15 protein-coding genes are annotated in these 17,643 nt (G+C 48.3%); 2 read left to right on the top strand and 13 right to left on the bottom strand.

Annotated features, from left to right (window positions below; genetic code table 11):
* Nucleotides 1–93 precede the first annotated feature (93 nt).
* The 5 genes from DWY63_RS03200 to trkA all read right to left on the bottom strand — a co-directional run bounded on the left by DWY63_RS03200 (nt 94) and on the right by trkA (nt 6,219).
* Nucleotides 94–378: an HPr family phosphocarrier protein gene (locus tag DWY63_RS03200; RefSeq protein WP_117801315.1), complete on the bottom strand. Its 285-nt coding sequence runs from the start codon at nt 376–378 to the stop codon at nt 94–96.
* A gap of 175 nt (nt 379–553) precedes the next feature.
* Nucleotides 554–1,930 carry an MATE family efflux transporter gene (locus DWY63_RS03195; RefSeq protein WP_117801313.1) on the bottom strand — a complete coding sequence of 459 codons (1,377 nt, stop codon included), beginning with the start codon at nt 1,928–1,930 and terminating at the stop codon, nt 554–556.
* Nucleotides 1,931–2,090: 160 nt separating this feature from the next.
* Nucleotides 2,091–3,170 carry a histidinol-phosphate transaminase gene (gene hisC, locus DWY63_RS03190; protein ID WP_117801311.1) on the bottom strand — a complete coding sequence of 360 codons (1,080 nt, stop codon included), beginning with the start codon at nt 3,168–3,170 and terminating at the stop codon, nt 2,091–2,093.
* 160 nt (nt 3,171–3,330) lie between these two features.
* A complete protein-coding gene (locus tag DWY63_RS03185; RefSeq protein ID WP_117801309.1) occupies nt 3,331–4,773 on the bottom strand; it encodes a TrkH family potassium uptake protein in 1,443 nt (480 codons plus the stop codon).
* 15 nt (nt 4,774–4,788) lie between these two features.
* Nucleotides 4,789–6,219: a Trk system potassium transporter TrkA gene (gene trkA, locus DWY63_RS03180; protein WP_256359696.1), complete on the bottom strand. Its 1,431-nt coding sequence runs from the start codon at nt 6,217–6,219 to the stop codon at nt 4,789–4,791.
* 114 nt (nt 6,220–6,333) lie between these two features.
* Between trkA and DWY63_RS03175 the strand changes: the two genes are divergently transcribed.
* Nucleotides 6,334–8,157: a S8 family peptidase gene (locus tag DWY63_RS03175; protein ID WP_117801307.1), complete on the top strand. Its 1,824-nt coding sequence runs from the start codon at nt 6,334–6,336 to the stop codon at nt 8,155–8,157.
* 209 nt (nt 8,158–8,366) lie between these two features.
* On the opposite strand, the gene DWY63_RS03170 is transcribed toward DWY63_RS03175, so the two are convergent.
* The 4 genes from DWY63_RS03170 to DWY63_RS18825 form a co-directional block, all read right to left on the bottom strand.
* Nucleotides 8,367–9,506 (bottom strand): type II toxin-antitoxin system HipA family toxin, encoded by a 1,140-nt coding sequence (locus DWY63_RS03170; RefSeq protein ID WP_055227801.1) that lies wholly within the window; start codon nt 9,504–9,506, stop codon nt 8,367–8,369.
* Nucleotides 9,493–9,771 (bottom strand): helix-turn-helix domain-containing protein, encoded by a 279-nt coding sequence (locus tag DWY63_RS03165; protein ID WP_055227803.1) that lies wholly within the window; start codon nt 9,769–9,771, stop codon nt 9,493–9,495. The genes DWY63_RS03170 and DWY63_RS03165 overlap by 14 nt, the downstream gene beginning before the upstream one ends.
* 358 nt (nt 9,772–10,129) lie before the next feature.
* Nucleotides 10,130–10,522, bottom strand: coding sequence for a VOC family protein (locus tag DWY63_RS03160; protein ID WP_055227805.1), 393 nt, complete (start codon nt 10,520–10,522; stop codon nt 10,130–10,132).
* Nucleotides 10,513–10,686, bottom strand: coding sequence for a DUF6783 domain-containing protein (locus tag DWY63_RS18825; protein ID WP_334294725.1), 174 nt, complete (start codon nt 10,684–10,686; stop codon nt 10,513–10,515). Before DWY63_RS18825 ends, DWY63_RS03160 begins: the two co-directional genes overlap by 10 nt.
* Here DWY63_RS18825 and DWY63_RS18820 point away from each other — a divergent pair.
* Nucleotides 10,606–10,818 (top strand): DUF6783 domain-containing protein, encoded by a 213-nt coding sequence (locus DWY63_RS18820; protein ID WP_334294724.1) that lies wholly within the window; start codon nt 10,606–10,608, stop codon nt 10,816–10,818. The two genes, DWY63_RS18825 and DWY63_RS18820, sit on opposite strands and share 81 nt — an antisense overlap.
* A 39-nt stretch (nt 10,819–10,857) precedes the next feature.
* Here the strand turns inward: DWY63_RS18820 and DWY63_RS03150 are convergent, their stop codons facing one another.
* From DWY63_RS03150 to DWY63_RS03135, 4 genes are all read right to left on the bottom strand, one after another.
* Entirely contained in the window at nt 10,858–13,878 is a 3,021-nt protein-coding gene (locus DWY63_RS03150) for a YfhO family protein (protein WP_117801304.1), read from the bottom strand.
* On the bottom strand, nt 13,875–14,966 hold the full coding sequence (locus tag DWY63_RS03145) for a glycosyltransferase family 2 protein (protein ID WP_117801303.1): 1,092 nt from the start codon (nt 14,964–14,966) through the stop codon (nt 13,875–13,877). The genes DWY63_RS03150 and DWY63_RS03145 overlap by 4 nt, the downstream gene beginning before the upstream one ends.
* A 90-nt stretch (nt 14,967–15,056) precedes the next feature.
* Entirely contained in the window at nt 15,057–16,817 is a 1,761-nt protein-coding gene (locus DWY63_RS03140) for a sensor histidine kinase (protein WP_117801301.1), read from the bottom strand.
* Nucleotides 16,783–17,496: a response regulator transcription factor gene (locus DWY63_RS03135; RefSeq protein WP_117801299.1), complete on the bottom strand. Its 714-nt coding sequence runs from the start codon at nt 17,494–17,496 to the stop codon at nt 16,783–16,785. The genes DWY63_RS03140 and DWY63_RS03135 overlap by 35 nt, the downstream gene beginning before the upstream one ends.
* Between the last annotated feature and the right edge of the window lie 147 nt (nt 17,497–17,643).

Raw genomic sequence — 17,643 nt, 5'->3', positions numbered from 1 at the left:
AACCTCGCTTTTTGAAATACGGTCCGGTTTCCCATTCCGTTTTTTCAAAAAGCGAGGTCCTTTTCTTTATTTCTATTCTATGTTCCTATCTCCTCACTCCGGCGTCTCTCCGAGCCCGCTTTTAATTGCGGCAACAGCCGCCCGAAGTGCCTCCTCTTCATCCTCCCCGCTGCTGCAGATCTCAATGGTTTCTCCCTGCTTGATTCCTGCAGCTACGATACTCAAAATACTCTTTAAATTAACCGTTCCCTGCATCCCGTTGTTTTCATAGGTAAACGACATGGAAGATTTGTACCGGCTTATACTGTTTGACAAATTTACCGCGTTTAAAAGATGCAGACCTGACGGATTGACAATCGTTACTTTTTCACTTACCATCTTACGTTCCACCTGTCTTTCCTTTGTAATCCGCTCATTTTTCTTTGAAAAATGGCTACTTACTCATTTTTTGCCGTGTCCCGAGTTCAAAAATTCTCCTGCATCGGTTTTTTGACCTTTTGACACTGATATTTTCATGATAGCACAGTTTTGTTAATACAGTTTGAACATTCTGTTAGATACTCCTCAATTCTTTCCTCTTACTCAGCTGACTGAAGAACAGGTAATAAATAAAGTATGCAATCGTTGTGATTACCCACGACAGCGGATAGCAGAAGGCAGCTCCTTTTAAGGAGTGGAAATGCGGCAGAACCGCCGTCATCCACACGATACGTACTCCACAGATTCCTATTCCGGTGATAAACATCGGAATCCATGCATCTCCGACACCACGGAGTGCACCGGAAAGGATTTCGATGGAAATGTAGGTAAAGAAGGTCGGAACCAGGAAATGGATCAGTCCGTGACAGATTTCACGCACCGCCGTATCTGTGGTAAACAGAGAAATCAGTGTATCACCGATAAGCCACATAAACACAACCATCAGACCCGTCATCAGGAATGCCATGATCATGCTGGTGCGCACACCGCGGTGTACACGATCCATCTTTTTCGCACCGTAGTTCTGACCGACAAATGTTGTCGCCGCAATACCGAGCGCATTGATCATCATCCAGAAAAGACCGTCCACCTTTCCGTAAGCCGCCCACGCAGCCACATTGTTGGTTCCCAGCGAATTGACAGCAGACTGAATGATCACGTTCGATACCGAGTACAGAATTGACTGTACGCCTGCCGGAAAACCAATGCGGACAATTCGTTTCAGCATAATCCAGTCAATGCTGATTTTCCGCAGATGAAGCCGGTAAATGTCTCTGGTCCGCATCAGAGAGCCCATAACAAGAACCGCACTGATGATCTGAGACAGAATGGTCGCAAGCGCCGCGCCCATAACACCCATCTGCAAACCGACAACAAATAAAAAGTCAAGCGCGATATTGGTCATACAGCAGATGATCAGATACAGCAGCGGACGTTTCGAATCGCCGACCGCACGCAGAATACCGGAACCCATGTTGTAAATCAGGTTTCCGATGGTTCCAAGGAAATAAACACGCATATAAATCAGCGCATGATTTACAACATCATCCGGCGTGTTCATCAGATCGAGCATCCATCTCGAACAGCCAATGCCGACTACTGTCAGCACAATACCTCCGAGAATGGAAAAGGCAATGGACGTGTGCACTGCCCACTGCACCTTGTCCTCTTTATTGGCTCCGTAATGCTGTGAAATAACAACCGTCGCACCACTCGAAAGGCCGACGAAAAATCCGACCAGCAGATTGATCAGCGTACCTGTCGTTCCGCCGACCGCCGCAAGTGCCTGTTTTCCGAGAAAGTGTCCGACAATCATGGCATCCGCCGTGTTGTAGAGCTGTTGGAAAAACGTTCCGAACAGAATCGGCAGGAAAAAGATCAGAATCTGCTGCCAGATAACACCTTCCGTAATCTGATTTACCTTTACTACTTCTTTCTTCTCTTTGTTCATACCCAAATACCTTCTAAAACTGCCGCCGGATCTCATGGCTGATTCCGACGGCAGTCCCCCTTTAAAATTTTCTTCTGCTCCTCTGCAGATACTCTTCTTCTGTTTTATATTTTCAGCTGCTTCATCCCTCTTGGCAAGCGGATATTTGCAATCCGCTTCGCTACTTGCTTGATTCGGTTAAGTAATCTTTCAAAAAATCAAACAGCGTCTGCATTTCTTCCCGCGTGCCAATCGTAATACGCAGATAATTGTCAATGCGGGGTTTCTCAAAATACCGCACATAAATATGGCGTTCCCGGAGTGCCTGAAAAATCTTCCCGGCCGGTACGCTTTTGTGTGTTGCGAAAATAAAGTTCGATTTCGAATCCTCGAAAGAAAATCCAAGCTTTTTCAGCTCCTCCTTCGACCATTCTCGCGTTTCCATCACTTTTTTCACCGTCTTGCGGAAATATTCCACATCGCGGATCGCTGCGGCTCCGGCGGCGATTGTGGTCTGATTCATGGTGTAGGAATTGAATGAATATTTCACATCGTTCAGATACGAAATCATCTTCTCATTTCCGATTGCATAGCCGATGCGCATGCCGGCAAGCGAACGGGATTTTGATGTTGTCTGCACAACCAGCAGATTTTCATATTTTTCCAACAGCGGCTGCGCAGTGGCTGCTCCGAAATCCACATATGCCTCATCCACAATTACAACCACATCCGGGTTGTGCTGTAATATCGATTCGATCGCAGAAAGTGAAAGCTCCACACCCGTCGGTGCATTCGGGTTCGGGAACACGATTCCGCCATTTGGATGGTTTTCTGCAAAATACTGCTCCGGCACAATGCAGAAATTTTCATCGAGCGGGATCTGCTCGTACGGAATGCGGAATTCCTCCGCCCAGACATCGTAGAAGGAATACGTAATGTCCGGGAAAAGAATCGGTTTGTCAGAGTTAAAATACGTCATAAACGCCATCGCCAGAACATCATCCGAACCAACGCCGACAAAAACCTGCTTTGTGCTTACGTGGTAGACATCCGCAATCGCCTGCACCAGTTCTGCCGCGGTCGGATCCGGATAGAGACGGAGGGTATCCTCTTCTGCTACCCGTCTGATCGCCTCTGCGGCTTTTGGTGACGGCGGATACGGATTCTCATTCGTATTCAGCTTGATCATGTCAGTCTCATGCGGCTGCTCGCCCGGTACATACGGCACAACTTTTCTTACATTCTTTTCCCAGTTACTCATAAGTTCCTTCCTTTCTGCCTGTGATCAGGAAATGCACCCTGACTTTATTCCGTCTTTCTGTTTTTTTGGAAACCCTGTGAATCGTAACCATTTTTTCTTTTCCTTCTGCCCCGGCAGTTTCCCGCCGACGCAAAGTCCCTCTTTTTCCCGGTGAACCGCTTTATCCTCTCTTCTTCCAGGTAGACGGATAGAAAAGAATCAGCATCGGAAACAGTTCCAGACGGCCTGCCAGCATATCAAAAATCAGAATCAGCTTGGAAACCGGACCGTATCCAAAGAAGTTACTGGTCGGTCCTACCTGGTCAAGACCCGGTCCGATGTTGTTCAGTGTTGCGGCAACTGCCGTGAAGTTTGTCTCGAAGGAAAATCCATCAATACTGATGATCAGCATGGAAAAGCTGTAGATCACCAGATAAACAATCAAAAATACGTTGATCGCCCGCAGAACCTCATGCTCTACCGGGTGATCGTCGAAACGGATGCGTTTGATACTGCGCGGATGTACGATCGAACCAAGCTCTTTTTTCACGGTTTTTAAGAGGATCAGGATTCGCGAAACCTTGATTCCGCCTCCCGTTGAACCGGCACAGGCTCCGATGAACATCAGCATCACCAGAATACATTTTGACAGCTCCGGCCAGAGGTCAAAGTCCGTCGTGGAATAACCCGTTGTCGTGATAATCGATCCGACCTGGAAAAAGGCAGTCCGCACCGCTTCACCGATGGAATGGTACATCGGATAGGTATTCCAGGAAATCACGCCTCCTGCCAGAAGGATAATCAGGAAATACGCTCTTACCTCCTGGGACGAAATGGCGGCCTTTCCCTTTTTGCAAAGCATCAGATAATAAAAGTTAAAATTCACACCGAACGCAATCATGGCGATTGTCAGAATCCACTGCTGCAGTGGTGTGTACACTGCACAACCGCTGTTCAACACGGCAAAGCCTCCTGTTCCGGCAGCTCCCATGGCGAGTGTGACAGAATCAAATGTCTTCATGCCGGAAAGCAGCAGGGCAGCAATGGTAAAAAGTGTCATGCCAAGATAAATCTGATACAGAATTTTAGCGGTTCCGCGCACTCTCGGAACAAATTTGGAAACGGTCGGTCCCGGGCTCTCTGCCTTCATCAGGTTCATGACGGAACCGCCCTTCATCGGAAGCAATGCAAGAATGAACACAAGAACGCCCATACCGCCAATCCAGTGGGAAAAGCTTCTCCAGAACAGGCTGGCGTGTGAAAGGGCTTCCACATCACTCAAAATGCTGGCTCCTGTCGTTGTAAAACCGGAAACGATCTCAAACAGCGCATTGATATAAAACGGAATTTCCCCCGTAATTACAAACGGCACCGCTCCGAAAACACCAAGGACAACCCAGCTTAACGAAACGCAGACAAATCCGTCGCGGGAATAGATTTCCATATTGGACGGTTTTCTGAAGCAGAGGATCAGACCGGCCGCAATGCAGAGCAGTCCCCAGATAAGATACGCAAAGCCTGTCTTTTCCTGATACATGGCTCCGACCAGCGCCGGAAACAGCATCAGCATACCTTCCACTTTCAGCACCCAGCTGATGACAAAACGAATCATTTTATAGTTCATAATCCGCTTCCCCCGTTACTCTGCCAGAATCTCATGGATATCCTGAAGACCGGTTTCCGTTGTTACGATAATGACGGAATCTCCTGCCTCAAAGGAATCCTGTCCACCCGGAATGATGACCTTTCCCTGTCTGTTAATCGCTGCTACCAGAAGGTTTGGCCGTGTTTTCATATCCTGCAGACGGATGCCGATCATACGGCAATTCTGGTTCACGATAAACTCAAGAGCCTCCACACGGTCTTCCATCAGCTTATACAACGTCTCAACGTTGCTTCCGATGGAGTTTTTCATTGCCCGGACATACTGCAGAATGTACTCTGCGGTGATGTGTTTCGGGTAGATCAGGCTGTCCAGGTTCAGGCTGTGGATAACATCATTAAATTCCAGATGGTTGATTTTCGTTACAACCTTTGAGGATACCTTCTCTTTCGCATACAGCGACAGAATGATGTTTTCCTCATCCATATCGGTGCAGGCCACAAAGGAATCCATATTCTGGATGCGCTCCTCTTTTAAGAGCTCCTGGTCACTTCCGTCACCGTAAATAACGGTTGCATCCGGCAGTGCTTCGCTTAAAACCTCACAGCGATCCTTATTTTTCTCGATAATCTTGACATCGACGTTCATATTTGCCAGTGATTTTGCGAGATAATACGTAATTTCACCGCCGCCAACGATCATCGTATTGTGTACCTTGTTTGTATGAACACCAATTTTCTTAAACAGGCTCTCTGCGTTCTGCGGTGTGGTAATGATGGAAAGGCTGTCTTTTGCCTGGATCACAAAATTTCCATCCGGTATGTAAACCTCGCCGTTTCGCTCAACAGCACAGACCAGCAGACTGTACTGAAGCGCTCCGGCCAGCTCACGCAGCGACATATGGACAATTTTCGATGTTTCCGGCACTTTAAAGCGCAGCATTTCGATTCTTCCGCGGGAAAAGCTGTCGATCTCAATCGCAGATGGGAACCGCAGCAGTCTTGCCATTTCCATGGCGGCCGCGTGCTCCGGGTTGATGATCATGGACAGACCCAGCTTTTTACGGATAAATTCTCTCTCCTCCCGATACATCGGATTTCGAACTCTGGCGATGGTGTGACAGTCTGCTGCCTGTTTGGCGATGACACAACAAAGCAGGTTCATTTCATCACTTTTGGTTACGGCAATCATCAGATCCGCATGCTCAATATCCGCCTCCTGAAGCACCTGATAGCTTGCTCCGTTTCCTACAATTCCCATAACGTCGTAGGTGTTGGAGACGTTGCGGACGACAATACTGTCTGTGTCGATGACCGTCACAAGGTTGTCCTCGCGGCTCAGCTGGGCGGTCAGTGCGGCTCCGACTTTTCCGCAGCCCACAATGATAATTTTCATGTTCTCTCCCTTCAATGCAAAAGCATTTCGCGTAAAATAGTAAAGACCCGCCAGGCGGCATCGTAAAACCATTTTTCGATGCACTCCAAAAAGCAGATCTGTACCCCTATTGTACGATGGCGATTATATCATATTTCCAGGAAAAGCGGAATAGATTTTAACAACATTTTGGACGGAGTTTTTGTAATGATTGATCAAAAAAGGGAAAACCTGTTGAACCTTGCGCTGGCCGCAACGGAAGTCGAACGGCGGCGTGTGCCGGAGCTTTCGGCAGGTTATAACTCTTACAGCAAAACATGGGAAGTAATTGTACAGTATCAGGGAGACCTGGCTTTTCTGGAGGAGCAGGGAGTTCGTGTGACGCTGCTGCTGTTTTCGTATGCCATTCTTCTGGTTCCGGAGTCCCTGATGGATTACGTAACGGAACTGCCGCAGATTACGTATCTGGAGAAGCCGAAGCCTTTGTTTTTCGCGGATGCGTTTGCCCGGAGCGTGTCCTGTATTTCACCGGTACAGGAGGAGATTTCCGGGCTGTATGGGGACGGGGTGCTGCTCGCGTGCATTGACTCGGGCGTAGACTATGCGCATCCGGATTTCTGTGCATCAGACGGGACAAGCCGGATTGCACTTTTATGGGATCAGACGATTCCAGGAAAGCCACCGACGGGGTATGCACTCGGATCGGTATATACACGGCAGCAGATCAATGAGGCACTTGCATCTTCTACGCCGGAAGAACGGTTTGCCCTCGTGCCGTCCCGCGATGTGACGGGGCATGGGACAGCGGTGCTCGGAATCGCAGCGGGAAATGGGAGATCCTCGGCAGATGCGGCCATGCGGGGCGTGGCACCGGAAGCAACACTCGTGGTCGTAAAGCTTGGGAATCCTGATCCGGCGGATCTGCCGCGGACATCGCAATTGCTGCAGGCGGTAGATTTCTGCGTAAGATATGCACTTCTGGTGGAGCGGCCGCTTGTGATTAATTTGAGCTTCGGGAATAATTACGGTTCGCACAGCGGGGATTCCTTACTTGAAACGTATTTGAATGCAGTGTCAAATTTAGGGCAGAACGTGATCTGTATCGGGGCAGGAAATGAAGGGGATACCGGACGCCATTATACCGGGAACCTAAAGTCGGACCGCAAGTCGTCCGGTCAGACGCAAACAGTCCGTCCGACATCTGATCCGGCTGCGACGTCTGCGGTCTCGGCAACGGCTGACCGCGCTGTCTCCGTTGAATTTCAGGTCGGTGCTTATGAATCCTCGTTCAGTCTCCAGATCTGGAAGGTTTATGGGGATGAAATCTCGATCGAACTGATTTCCCCCGGCGGCATCCGCTCCGGCACGCTCTCTCCTGTCCTCGGCACGGCGCGTCTGACGCTTGGTCCGACAGAACTTCTCCTGTTTTATGGCATGCCATCCCCCTACAGCCAGGCGCAGGAAATTTACCTGACCTTTCAGGGCGCAGGAAACCATCTGTCCATCGAAAACGGCATCTGGACCTTGCGTCTCACCCCCGGCCGCCTGATCTCCGGTTCCTTTGACCTCTGGCTTCCCGGCGGAAACGCCGTCGGTTCACAGACACGCTTCTTCTCCCCCACTGCCGACACCACACTCACCATCCCTTCCACCGCCCGCTCCGCCATCACGGTCGGTGCCTACGATCCCCGCCTTTCCTCCTATGCCAGCTTCTCCGGCCGCGGCTATACCCGTATTCTCCACGAAATTAAACCTGATCTCGCCGCCCCGGGTGTCAATATCCCAGCTCCCCGTTCCGGCGGCGGCTATGCTTCCTTCACCGGCACCTCGTTTGCCACGCCTTTTGTATCGGGAAGCGCCGTGCTTATGATGGAATGGGGTATTCTGCGCGGAAATGACCCGTTTTTATATGGTGAAAAGCTGAAAGCTTATCTCATCGCAGGCACAAAACCCATCGCATCCGAGAGCGAATACCCGAACAGGCGGGTGGGATGGGGACGACTTTGTTTAGAAAGTAGCCTGCCAGATTAAAGTTATTGAAGGATTCGATAGAAGAAATAAAAGCGCAATGTAAAGAGTTAAACGACAAATGAGACATATTTTTATCTCTGTACTATCTTGTACTTTGCTACGAAAATAAAACTCGTAGCAAGGTACTTATAGTGTTCATTTGTCTGGCAACTCTTTTTTATTTAACTGTTAATAACTTGCTGTTTAAAATTTTTTGAATGCAAAGAGAATCACTTACCCAAAAGATATTCTTCCAACATTTCCTTTACTTTTTTCTCAATTTCGTCTATGATCTCTTCACACCTTGTCTTTTTCATCCCTGCACCAGTTCCTACCGCCAGTAACTCTTTTCTGCCTGGATTTCTTCCATTTCCATCTACTGACGTAGTATGTTCGCCATAATACGTATTACTGTAAGTAAGATCATATGCCGGACTTAAATGCCATTTATCTTCGTCTGCTTCGTACAAATACGTGAAGTTCTTCGAATGATCATCTCTGTTATGTGCAAAAACATTGAAACACATTCGGCGGAACATATTTTCAACATCTTCATCGCAATTGCGTGTCATGATTTTTGTCAGTTTCATTAATCCATGATAGTCCAGACTTGGCTGCTCAAAATCCAATTCCAGAATTGCAGCTGTCGTCAACATGTGCACTTTCTTTTTCCCTTTCAAACAGTTTCTCCTGTCAAACCTTTTAGTTCCAAAATATCCTTTACATTTTTCTGATGGAAACAATCTCGTTTCACTCATCATAATTCCGCAGGCCTTGGCACAGCAGGAATAGTCATATTCCATTTTTCCTGCATCTTTTCCGTCCACATGCGCTGGAAATTTGATAATCCATTCTTCATTATCAATGGTTGTCATGATTTTAGGTCTTGCTCCGCCGCTGGTACCTCCCAGCAGATACAATTCGTCCAGTTTATCCGAATACTCTGTATTCAGTATCTTTTGACACTCTTCCGCCAGTTTGTCCAGATCTGCACTGCTCTGCTCCTCTGGAAAATTCTTTTCCGGGTGATATGTCAACGCTCCCATCCCCGATGTGCCCACAATCGCCAGACGATCCAGTACGGTCAGTTCATCCGGATTTTGTTTATGTGCCCGTAACAGGCGATCCAACAGTAATCTGCCCCAATGATCTGGAAGACTGTCCGCAAAAACCCCAAATAATCCTTCAAAATGATCCTTAACTGGAACAAATACCTGTTTTTGCAAAGGCAATGAAAATGGGTTGATCGAAAATCCGGTTTCCAGCCATTCATCACTGTACTGAAATGCCACTTTGTGGTCTGCCGTCATAGCTAATGTTCCCACCGTTTGATCCTCATAACACACCTGCAGTACTTTATCTTGTTTCATTGATAACCTCCTGAATATCTTTATACGGTACCTGCGTGAAAATATTTCTGAGCTCATCTGCAAGATCCAGTGCGATTGCAATTTTCGTTAAAGATAACAGGGAAATTTGTCCTGTCGTTTCGAATCTTTTGATTGAGCCGTAACTCACTCCGCTTATAGATGCTAATTTTTCCTGCGTAATTGAACGTCTCTTTCTGATTTTTCTCACTCGCTGCGCAAGTTTTTGATCCAGTTCTTCCGGAGTTTCCCATATAAATTGTTCCATTTTTTCCCCTTCTTGTTACAGATTATATGTTATCTAAAATATCCTGTTTTTATTCAAAACAGATTATATATTATCTATTCTATTTTACCACTCACGTGCAGAAAGCACAATGATTTCCTGCCCTGTTTCCATAAAAACTCCACCCCGTTTTTGTAACTGCAGATAAATTTTGCATCTCCTTTACTCTATAGGGATAATTTGCGCTTTTTTGACTATCCGGTAGTATTTGTTTCAGAGTAAGTAAAAAAGCCTCTGCCGGGCAAAAATTTTGCTTTCCGGCAGAGGCTTTGCTGGTCAAACGGATATTCATGCAAGCATGATTCGCGATTTTTCTTCCATTTCGCATGGCTTGGAATCGTTACAAATACTGGCTGAATTCCACTTTTTCTTTATTTGGTCCTTCGATCGTGAAGAAACGGACGCCATTTTCCCAGAACGGAAGGAAATGTACTTCATCCTGCGTCGTATTCAGACCGGCCCCGGTAATCATTTCGTGAACCTTTTCAATATTCTTTACGTCAATCGCCACATGGTCGATTGCTCCGGGTTTCAGTGCTGCAGCTTTGTTTTCGTACGTTTCGATCACAAGTGTTCCAAGCTTTAAGAATGCCACTTTCTCATCCGCCGCCTCATTTACGGTGCGGAATGCAATTTCAAATCCAAGCTTTTCATAAAACGCAATCGTCATCTCAATATCGTTGGTCGGAATACCGACATGCTGGATTCCATTTAACTGCTCTCTTAATTCCATTTCTTATCCCCCAGTCTTTTTTCTACCTGTGCCAGATCCGGCATGGCCGGAATAGAGCGTGTCTGAAAAAGGCTTTTCGTGAACTGCGAGTCCCAGTTCGTGGGAGATTTTATCCGAATAAGGGCGGCGTAGCGGGCTACGGCAACCGAATGAGGGTAAAATATACCGCAAAGTGGGGCTTGCAGATTGCGGAAATGATTTTTCAGACACGCTCTAGCACCTTTTTTCTCCACACAAAGGCTTGCAACGGCGTTTCCAAAACGGGCAAACGCTGCCAGTTCTTCCTGCGGCTGTAAAGATATGCTCCATTCCACCAAGTGTCACTACAACTATTTTTACACTCTGATGATATAATATTTCCGCTGTTTTTGCAACATTTTGCTCTCTCCTGCCCGTTCGCTGCCGTTTTGCTGTTTCTTTTTTTCACAGATCACAAGGATGAGTGCCAGCATTCCTCCCATCAGGCTGCACCAACTGCCAGCCGTCCGTCCGGGCGCATGGTACACAAGAACAATTTTGTGCTCGCCTGATGGGATTTTTGCGCCGAGAAATGCCGTGTTTGCGCGGAACAGCAGTGTTTCTTTCCCATCCACTTTCAGCACAAAATTTTCATCGTATGGAATGCTGGTGATGAGGTATCCGTCTCTTTCCGCGGAAACCACGCCTGTGATGCCGTCGCCGCCGTATGTTGCTGTTGTTCCGCCAATCAGGGTAACCGCCTGACTGTACAGCTGCTCCGTTTTTTCCAACGGCTGTGCCATACCAGTCCATGTCTCAAAATTTTTCAGGATATAATGGCCTTTTCCCATCCGAATGAATACGGTTCCATCTTCTTTCATCGTTACAAGATAGTTAAACTGTGTATTCCCATTGGCATACGTATGGTTGATGCCGGTCAGGCGGTTGGTCTGGCCGTTGATGCGGATAAACATATCATGACTCGCTTTCTGATTCTCCACCTCGAAAGAAACGGCGAGCAGCGTTGCTCCCTCTGCGGCACCCGGCAGCGTTGCTGAGACGGTCACGGATTTTTTCGTCTCAATCTCATATCCGTCCGCTGTCTTCTGAATGCGCAGATCTTCCTGATCGGTCTCTGGAATTTCAAGGTTTACTTTCTGAAAACAACTGTGAAACAGGGGTCCTACAGAACCATTCTTTGTATCTGAATCTGCAGCGGCTCTGAAATTATCCACAGATTTCGCCGATTTTTCCTGATCCGTGATTGCCGCTGTTGTCTTCCGCATTTCCTGATCCGGGATCACGGCTGCCGTCTCCAGTATTTCCTGGTTCTGCGGATAAGGTAACGATTTGTATTCCGTCTCGGAAACCACCTGGTCTGTCACGTAGGCAACCGGCGCTGCGGATATGGCACGATAAACCTGAAAGTCCCCGTAATCCCGGTACAGTTCATACCCCTCCGGCCGTGTTTCTGCCAGAATATATTTCACTCCCATGAACTGCCAGAACAGCGGATCATCGGAAACCGTCTGCATCATGCGGTTGCGGAAGGCTTCATTAATCCCATACGTCTCGTCCCGGAATTTCTTATATTCTGCATTGTATGCCGAGGAATAAATCGTCGAAACATTCTGTCCAATATCCCATATCCGGTTGACGTTCGCAAGGTTCTGTCCGCCGTCTCCATACTGCTCCATACGGTACCAGCCGGGATCCTCCGCACAGATCTCGCGGATTGCCGCTGCAATCTTGCTGTCCGTCAGAGCTTCATACGTTTTACGCGGGATCATCACATGCTTTTCCTGATTGATTGCTTTTCCGGCAAATGCAAGAATCACAGCACTAAAGACGAGCGGCAGAAACGGAAGCTCTCTGCCCCGCAGCCGTTTTTTTGCCGGAAACCACCGCCATGCCAGATAGCACGCAGTCACACAAATCACATCCAGTATGCCGAGATGCCAGTATGGTTCAAAGTATGTCTCTTGCTTTGCATTCCACATCAGAATCAGAACTATGAGGTACGGAAGCAATTCTCGCAGCTCTGTCATGACTTTGCGCTTAAAATTCCCGGTGCTTCGATTTTTTCCACACTCCCGCTTCCGGACAAGCTGGTTTTCCACATAAAGCCCGACTTCTGCACAGAGGACCGGAAGAAACGGGATGAATACTTTATCTTTGCTGTACAGGCCGCCGTTCAGCAGATAGCCGAACAGGGGAATACAAAAGAATACCAGCAAAAGGAAGGACAACAGTTTCTCACGCAACCGGCTCTTTCCGATCACTCTGCCCAAAAGCGCCACCCCCGCAAATGCGGAGAGGCCAATGCCGTACGGCGTGTAGCAGAGACGTAGGATCAGAAACTGCGGTTTCCACATCGCCGGATCGGTAAAAAGTCCTGCGATGCCGCCCGCTGCGGTGCCGCGTCCGCCCTCGCCGCTACCGCCGAACAAGGCGGCAGCCGATGGGATCAGCAGAATACCGGAAAGAAGGATTCCTGCGAGGACCGGAAGCGCAAAGCGGATTGCTGCGCCAAAAAAGCTCCGCAAACCCGCCAAAGCTTCAACTGTTCCTGAAGATTTTTCACCTGCCATCTGCTTTTTCTCTGCCCCGGCCTTTTGATTCCGCGACACTTTTCGATTCTCCTGTTCCGCTTCATACGCAGCATTTTCTGTACCGCATTTCAAATACTCCGTCACCGCATACGCCGTGAGCGCAAGCAGCCCGCCGACAGAAAAATAAAAGCTGGTCAGAATCATCCCAAGAACGGAAAGAATCAGAAGACCGCTCTTTCTCTTCTGAAAATGGCGATCCACGCCCAGCAGAGCCAGCAGCAGAAACGGCATATAATTGACAAACATAAGCTGATTATAGGAATGATACAGAAGTGCGGTAGAACACGTAAAGAAAAGTGATGTAAAAAGACAGTTGCCGTAATGCAGACCCTTTTTGCTGATCCATTGATAAAAAAGCACTGCATCCGCCGCATACAGCAGCGCGGAGGAACCCATCACCCACAGGTCCATCGGGATGAACGGGAAAAGGTAGGATAACAGCATGGTCGGACTCAGCAGTCCGTAGTAGGCAAAATGGTAAATATTCTGACCTCCTCCCAGATTCCATGCGAAATCCGGGAAGAGGTTTCCGGTCGCGTAAAACCGCTTTCGGAAGCAATCGGCAAGGGTGCTGTGCTGGCTGATCCAGTCAATCGAGGAGCCGAATACGCCGTATTGCAGGACGAACAGCCGGCACAAAAGCAAAGAAAAGAAAAACAGACCAGCCGCCGTAAAATCCTTTCCGGTAAGACCTTCCAAAAAGCCGTTCCGCCGTCCTTTCGGCTGACCTTTCTTTTTCCGTGATTTCCCCGGCTCTCTTATTTCCTTTAAGATTTCCTTTTTCATGCCCGGATTTCTCCTCTTTCAGAAGCATGGCGTTTGTCGGCATACTCTGGAAAATACACATTTTTCTTTTCTGCCGTATGGGCATCTTTTCTTCTCTTTGCAGCACTCTCCTGCTTTTTCACCGGCTGCACACTGTGCATCTTGACCGTCTCTTCACTCGTCTCCTTTAAAAGATAGATCGGACGGTGCTTTGTTTCAAGATATGTCTTGGAAAGATAAATGCCTACAATGCCCGTGCAGAAAAGCTGTACACCGCTCACCAGAAAAAGGATGCATGCCATCGACGGCCAGCCCGCAACGGGATCGCCGAACAGCAACGTTCTTACGATAATGAACACGATCAGAATCATCGAAATCAGGAAAAAGAGCACGCCCATGACGGATGCGAGTGACAGCGGGGCTACGGAAAAACCTGTGATGCCGTCGATTGAGTACGCAAGGAGCTTTCGAAGTGGCCACTTTGATGTTCCGGCGCAGCGATCCTCATGCTCAAATTCCAGCCATTCTGTGTGAAAGCCGACCCATCCGAAAATTCCTTTGGAAAAGCGGTTGTACTCACTCATTTCGAGCACGGCATCCACCATTTTGCGGCTCATCAGACGGTAGTCCCGTGCACCGCTTACAATCTCTGTTCTGGAAAGGCGGTTGATCACACCGTAGAAGGCATTTGATAAGAAGGATTTGATTTTTCCCTCGCCCTCCCGCGAGCTCCGGCGTGCCGCCACACAGTCACAGGTACCGCTCTGCAGCATCGCGTACATTTTCGGAAGAAGGAACGGCGGATCCTGAAGGTCGACATCCATCACTGTTACGTAATTGCCTTTGGCCGCCTGCAGTCCGGCGTACATGGCTGCCTCTTTTCCAAAATTTCTCGAAAACGAGAGGTAACGGCAGCGCATATCCTTCTGCGCAAGCCGGCGCATCTCAAACAGGCTGTGATCCTTCGAGCCGTCGTCAACAAAGATCAGCTCGAACTGAACCTTCTGCTGTTCTTCCATCTCATCCATCTGACGTACCATCGTCTCGTAGTAAACCGGAATTGCTTCCTCTTCGTTGTAGCATGGTATGATAATACTGATTGTCTCCATTTTTTTCCTCCCGGGGATTACATACTCTCTCAGAATCCTTCTGCAGATCCTTCCTGCTGCAATCCCGCTTCTGTCTCATTCTTATGCAAGTCAGGTTTTTGTGGCTGTTTCTCCCGCTGCAGAATCCTCGCCTGCCTCCGGGAAACGCAGGATGACTTTAAACAGATCGCCGTCTGCCGCAAGCTCCATGCGGCCGCCCATGTTGGCCGTGTAGCTTGATGCAATCGCAAGGCCAAGGCCGTGCCCCTCGCTCGTCCGTGATTCGTCGCCGCGCACAAAGCGTTCCATCATTTCCTCCGCTTCAAAATTCATCTCATAGGCGGAAATGTTTTTCATCGTCACGAAAATCTCCCCTTTTTCCTTCCCTGCGTCAATGTAAACTCTCGTTCCGCCCAGGCTGTATTTCAGGATATTTTCCACGAGATTCTGTATCACGCGGTACATTTTCCCATTATCCCCAAGGAACGGAAGCGGCTCATCTCCGAGCGCCGTGCGAAACGACAGATTGCTCTGCGCAATCGCATCGTCCATATCGGCGAGGGTCTGCTCGATCAACCGTTTCATATCCATTTTTTCCATCTGGAATTTTTCGGTTCCGCTTGTCGATTTGGAGAGCTCGAAGAGGCTTTGGATCATCTCCTTTAGCTGTTCCTGTTTCACAGAAATCACTTCGACGTAATCCTGTGCCGCCGGTGTCAGATCCTCTTTTTTCAGAAGATCCGTATAGCCGACCATCGAGGTGAGCGGTGTTTTCAGATCGTGCGATACATTGGTAATCAGGTCAATTTTGAGACGCTCCGCCTGCATCTGTTTTTCTACGCTCTTCTGCATAGCGCTCTCAATATTTTCCAGCTCTGCAAATGCCGGATACAGCAGGGATTTTTCGGATATTTCATGGATCCGGCTTTCCATGCTGCCTTCTGCCATCGTATGGATCTGTTCCATCAAAAGGCCCATCTCCCGGTTCAGGCGACTGCGGTATGTTTTCCAGGCAAACAGAATTAAAATCAGCGTGGTCAGCCCGAGAAGAATGACAAACAGCACCTCGCCATCCATTCCGTTTATCAGTCCGGTGATCATGGTAATCACGATTAGAAGTTCCGCAATCAGTGCCACACGGAACGGCCATTTACTCCGACCGGCAAGCTGCCGTTCCAGGCTGGTCCGATCTCTGTAACGCTTCCTTTCTCTGCAAAAAAAGGACATTTCTCTCAGTTGTTTCTTTTCATAGCGACAGACAAGAATGCCGGCACTGAGAAGGAAAACGCCACAGATTCCAAAAAACAGAAGACCTGTCTGCACACACTCTATTACAGTACCCCATTCGGCAACAATGCGGTATCTGGCATAGCTGTGCCGGAGCGGCTGAAGCCATCCGAAAAAAGCAAATCCTCCGACAAGAACCAGAAGCTCATTTGGCACCTTTTCGGATTTTTTCAGAAACAGCTGCTCTTTCTCTGCTTCCGCAGCGGCTCTTGCCTCAAACTGCATCTGCCGGGATTTTTCTATTTCATCTGTCTCGGACTTATCTGCGGCTGCCCCTTCGCTGCTTTTTGCTGTTTTTCCCGCTTTTTCCGGTTCACTGCCGGCAAAAGCAGTCATTTTCGAGTTCCCGGTATTTTTTCGGAATTTCCATACCAGATACAAGGCTGCGGCTATGCCCAAAACGCCGACTACCGTCACTCCAATGCCGATACCCCATTCGATGTTGCGCCACATTCCCCATTCGAATTCACTGGCCCATTTCCGCAGAAGCTTTCCGCACAAAATCAGTACCATAGAAAGATCGAGAAGCATCCACAGCAGGATGCGTTTTTCAGTCTCCGTTAATTTTTTCAATTTTGTATCCAATTCCCCACACCACCTTTAAATATTTTGGATTTTTCGGCGTAATTTCGATTTTCTCACGAATGCGCCGGATATGAACCATGACGGTATTTTCTACGCTGTAAGCATCCTCCTGCCAGACCTGGCTGTAGATTTCTTCGGCTGAGAATACATAGCCGGGATGCTCCATCAGAAGCTCCATAATTTTGTACTCGGTTGCGGTCAGGCGAACAGGTTCACCGTCCACCAGGAGTTCTTTGGTGTTTCGGTTCAGCAGCAGACCGCCGTTTTTCAGGATATCCTGGCTTTGTGTGGTTCCGTTTGCGGCGCCTAAGGAGAAGTAACGGCGGAGCTGGGATTTAACACGGGCCATGAGTTCGGCGGTATTATACGGCTTTGTCACGTAATCATCGGCGCCCATCGAAAGTCCGATGACTTTATCGCTCTCTTCGGTTTTCGCGGAAAGCATGATAATCGGGATGTTGTTTTTTTCTCTTATTTTCATCAGGGCGGAAAGGCCGTTCATTTTGGGCATCATGACATCGAGCAGGATCAGATGGATCTGTTCGGTCATGAGGATGTCGAGTGCCTCCATGCCGTTGTAGGCTTTTTTTACCCTGCAGCCTTCCAGTTCTAATAGTTTGCCGAGAGATCTTACGATTTCCCGGTCGTCGTCTACGACTAATATGTTGTATTGGCTCATCTCGTTTTTCCCCTCTTGGTTCTATGGTGTTTATCATAGCAGAGAAAACGGAGATTATTTGGATAAAAAACTGACATTTTTCTTAAAATGTAATCCCCCATTACGTTTTCCTGCTTTTTTTACAAAAAAAACACTGATTGGTAGAAT

The organism is Blautia sp. AF26-2, assembly GCF_003460955.1.
GTDB lineage: Bacteria > Bacillota > Clostridia > Lachnospirales > Lachnospiraceae > Fusicatenibacter > Fusicatenibacter saccharivorans.
This window is presented reverse-complemented; position numbering and strand designations above follow the sequence as displayed.

Bases quoted from the DNA above. Each gene is read 5' to 3' on its own strand.
- DWY63_RS03200 (WP_117801315.1), bottom strand. From the start codon at position 378: ATGGTAAGTGAAAAAGTAACGATTGTCAATCCGTCAGGTCTGCATCTT.
- DWY63_RS03195 (WP_117801313.1), bottom strand. From the start codon at position 1,930: ATGAACAAAGAGAAGAAAGAAGTAGTAAAGGTAAATCAGATTACGGAA.
- hisC (WP_117801311.1), bottom strand. From the start codon at position 3,170: ATGAGTAACTGGGAAAAGAATGTAAGAAAAGTTGTGCCGTATGTACCG.
- DWY63_RS03185 (WP_117801309.1), bottom strand. From the start codon at position 4,773: ATGAACTATAAAATGATTCGTTTTGTCATCAGCTGGGTGCTGAAAGTG.
- trkA (WP_256359696.1), bottom strand. From the start codon at position 6,219: ATGGTTTTACGATGCCGCCTGGCGGGTCTTTACTATTTTACGCGAAAT.
- DWY63_RS03175 (WP_117801307.1), top strand. From the start codon at position 6,334: ATGATTGATCAAAAAAGGGAAAACCTGTTGAACCTTGCGCTGGCCGCA.
- DWY63_RS03170 (WP_055227801.1), bottom strand. From the start codon at position 9,506: ATGAAACAAGATAAAGTACTGCAGGTGTGTTATGAGGATCAAACGGTG.
- DWY63_RS03165 (WP_055227803.1), bottom strand. From the start codon at position 9,771: ATGGAACAATTTATATGGGAAACTCCGGAAGAACTGGATCAAAAACTT.
- DWY63_RS03160 (WP_055227805.1), bottom strand. From the start codon at position 10,522: ATGGAATTAAGAGAGCAGTTAAATGGAATCCAGCATGTCGGTATTCCG.
- DWY63_RS03150 (WP_117801304.1), bottom strand. From the start codon at position 13,878: ATGAAAAAGGAAATCTTAAAGGAAATAAGAGAGCCGGGGAAATCACGG.
- DWY63_RS03145 (WP_117801303.1), bottom strand. From the start codon at position 14,966: ATGGAGACAATCAGTATTATCATACCATGCTACAACGAAGAGGAAGCA.
- DWY63_RS03135 (WP_117801299.1), bottom strand. From the start codon at position 17,496: ATGAGCCAATACAACATATTAGTCGTAGACGACGACCGGGAAATCGTA.